This window comes from Flavobacterium sp. A45 (assembly GCF_002001005.1).
GTDB lineage: Bacteria > Bacteroidota > Bacteroidia > Flavobacteriales > Flavobacteriaceae > Flavobacterium.
Genome location: NZ_MUNX01000028.1, coordinates 1 through 3595, shown reverse-complemented (window position 1 = coordinate 3595; position 3595 = coordinate 1). Strand labels below are relative to the sequence as shown.

Annotated in this window: 3 protein-coding genes; 2 read left to right on the top strand and 1 reads right to left on the bottom strand. The window is 31.1% G+C overall.

Annotated elements, in window-relative coordinates:
• The first annotated feature begins 133 nt into the window (after window positions 1-133).
• Complete coding sequence (locus B0E44_RS00235) at window positions 134-1318, top strand: acetyl-CoA C-acyltransferase (protein WP_077370195.1); 1185 nt, start codon at window positions 134-136, stop codon at window positions 1316-1318.
• Between the two features lie 104 nt (window positions 1319-1422).
• Window positions 1423-2184, top strand: coding sequence for a C40 family peptidase (locus tag B0E44_RS00230; RefSeq protein ID WP_077370194.1), 762 nt, complete (start codon window positions 1423-1425; stop codon window positions 2182-2184).
• A 49-nt stretch (window positions 2185-2233) separates the two neighbouring features.
• Here the strand turns inward: B0E44_RS00230 and B0E44_RS00225 are convergent, their stop codons facing one another.
• Complete coding sequence (locus B0E44_RS00225; RefSeq protein WP_254423221.1) at window positions 2234-3298, bottom strand: hypothetical protein; 1065 nt, start codon at window positions 3296-3298, stop codon at window positions 2234-2236.
• Between the last annotated feature and the right edge of the window lie 297 nt (window positions 3299-3595).

Here is a 3595-nt window from a genome sequence, read left to right as displayed (position 1 = left end):
TTTATTAACAATTTAAATAAAAACAAACCCAAAAACAGCAATTCGTTAAATATATCCCAATTTAAATTCATTAAAAATTTGAATTTTACAAAATAAGTTTAATTTTGCTATACTAAATCAACATATAATAAACATGAGCAAAAGAGTTGTTATCGTTTCTGCAGTTAGAACACCTATCGGCAGTTTTATGGGAGGATTATCTACAGTTACCGCACCAAAATTAGGAGCAATAGCCATCAAAGGTGCATTAGAAAAAATACAATTAGATCCAAATTTGGTAGACGAAGTTTTTATGGGCAATGTGGTGCAAGCTGGCGTAGGCCAAGCTCCAGCACGCCAAGCTGCAATTTATGCAGGCCTTTCAAACAATGTTACCTGTACAACTGTCAATAAAGTATGTGCCTCTGGAATGAAAGCTCTAATGCTTGGGTCGCAAGCCATCCAATGTGGAGATGCCGAAATTGTGATTGCTGGAGGAATGGAAAACATGAGTTTGATTCCTCATTATATGAATTTGAGAAACGGAACAAAATTCGGACCAAGTACATTGGTAGATGGAATGCAAAAAGATGGACTAACAGATGCCTATGACAATAATGCAATGGGCGTTTCTGCCGACTTATGCGCTTCAGAATATAATATTACAAGAGAAGACCAAGATAACTTTGCAATTCAATCTTACAAACGTTCTGCAAAAGCTTGGAGCGAAGGAAAATTTGATAACGAAATAGTTCCTGTAGCCGTTCCTCAAAGGAAGGGCGAGCCTATTATTATTTCGAAAGATGAAGAATTCACAAATGTTTCGATAGAGAAAATACCAACTCTAAATGCTGTATTTACAAAAGACGGAACGGTTACCGCAGCAAATGCATCAACAATTAATGACGGTGCAGCAGCAGTTGTTTTAATGAGCGAAGAAAAAGCAAATGCTTTAGGTTTAAAACCATTAGCATATATAAAAGGATATGCCGATGCCGCGCAAGAACCAAAATGGTTTACAACTAGTCCTGCAAAAGCTCTTCCTAAAGCATTAGCAAAAGCAAATCTAACTTTAGAGGAAATCGATTATTTCGAATTCAATGAAGCCTTTTCAGTAGTTGGGTTAGCCAATTCCAAAATACTTGGATTAGATAATGAAAAAGTAAATATTAATGGCGGAGCAGTTTCATTAGGTCATCCTTTAGGCTGTTCAGGAGTCAGAATAATTGTTACCTTATTAAATGTTTTGGAACAAAATAATGCAAAATACGGAGCCGCTGCAATTTGCAATGGTGGTGGTGGTGCTTCTGCCTTTGTTATAGAAAGAAATATTTCTTAAATATCACTTCAAATAAAAATACAATTATTAAATAATACGAATTGAAAATTACTATTTTTACAACTATTTTCGATTCGTATTATTTTAATATTTAAATTATATAAATGTTTGGAATTTGTAATCTAGCCATGATTCCACTTCGTGCAGAGGCAAGTGATAAAAGTGAAATTGTTTCTCAGGTATTGTTTGGAGAACATTTTGAAGTTTTGGAACAATTCAAACAATGGTCTTATATAAAAATGCAATATGATGATTACCAAGGCTGGATAGATACCAAACAATTTCAAATCATCACAGAATCCAGCTACAATCAACTTTCGTCAGACGCAATAATCCTAAATGCCGATTTGATTGAATATATTATCGCACCATCCAATTTATTGATTCCGATTCCACTTGGTGCTTCTTTATCCTTTTTGAACTATCCTGATATTAATACCAGCAATTATAATTTCGAAGGAAACAAAATAAGTGGAGTAAAGTCAAGGAAAAACATAATAAATTCAGCATTCATGTTTTTGAACGCACCATATTTATGGGGAGGAAAAACACCTTTCGGAATAGATTGTTCAGGTTTTACTCAAATGGTTTACAAACTAAACGGCTATAAACTATTGCGAGATGCATCACAACAAGCAACACAAGGGGAAGCATTAAGCTTTATTGAAGAAAGTGAATCAGGTGATTTAGCTTTTTTTGATAATGACGAAGGAAATATAATCCATGTGGGAATTATAATGGAAAACAACTATATCATTCATGCCAGTGGTAAAGTTAGAATTGACAGATTAGATCATTTAGGAATCTACAATGCTGAAAACAATAAACATACTCACAAACTTCGAGTAATTAAAAAAATCATATAAAAAAATGCTGGAGATTGTCCAGCATTTTTTTTTATATAAATAGAAAATATTACATACTTGCTTTTAATGAGTTGTATTCATTAGTCATATCCAAAGACCTATAAACTCCTAATAGAGACTTCATAACATCTTCGTTTTTCGGCTCAATAGTCAATGCTTTTTTCAAATAAGGAATTACACTTCTCACCAAATCATCTTTTTTTATTTTTAATTTATCATATAGTTCCATTTCTTTAGGGGTATTTCCTAAAGCCGCCATTTCATCAACCAAAGCCTTTTTAGATTCCAATTTACCATATGCTAAATTAATATAAGCATCAATATAATTTGGCTCCATCTCTATAACTTTATTATAACAAATTTCAGCTTTAGCAATATCATTTTTTTCAAGATAAATATAGGCTAGATTCTTGTTGATTTCAAGTCTTTTAGAAGGCACAAACTCATCTCGTGGCTTCTCATACTGTCCTGATTCAAGATAATTTTTTCTTACATTAACAGATGCAAAAGACTCTTCTTGTTTTGTTTTTTTATCTGTTGCATAATATATAATTCCTTTACCTGAATAATTAACTTTCTTTAATTCTTCATAATATTTAGCAGCAGAATCATAATCTTTGGCTGCCATCGATGAAGAAGCTGCATTAAATAAATTCAAAGTATCTTTTTTATCAAACAAATAGACTTTATAACTCTTCTCTGAACTCTCTTTAAATTTTCCAGCTTTAAAATCTTCAACTGCACCATCGACAAGCTTAGATTTCATATCTCGTAATGCTTTATTAGCCTGCAAAGTAAATTTGTACTTACCTGATTCATTTTCCGCTTTAATCAATTCCTGGTAAGCCTCGGAAGCCAATGAAAGATTATTGGTCATGTCAATATTTTTTGAAGCCAAATCTTTTAAAACATTACCTTTCAAAAAGTAGAAGTCCGATTTCTCTTCATCAGTTGAATTATAAATCAAATATTCTATTTTTTTTAAGATACCCAATGCATCTTGGGTTTTACCGGTTTCAAAAACTGACTGAGCAGCCTTAATTTGGTCCTTTTGTGCATACACACCTGCATTTATCAATAACACTATTGATAGCATTACAAATTTTCTTTTCATTAGGTTAAGTTTAGTTGTTAATATTAGGGCTTATTTTTTATTGAAAGAAGTAAAAAATTAAATTTTCACTTCTTTCAAAGTTTAGTAAAAATTATAATACTTAATAGAAAAAAAATGGAAATTAAATATTAGAAGGGGTTTAAAAATGTTAATTAAAAAATCTTTAGAGTTTAAAAAAAATTATATACTCTAAAATGTTTTTATAAACATTTTAAAAGAAAGTAGTTTTTGGCATATTTTAATATTTTTTTTTAGGTTAAACAATTTGGGGTTAATTTAATTTTTCAAATTATAAAT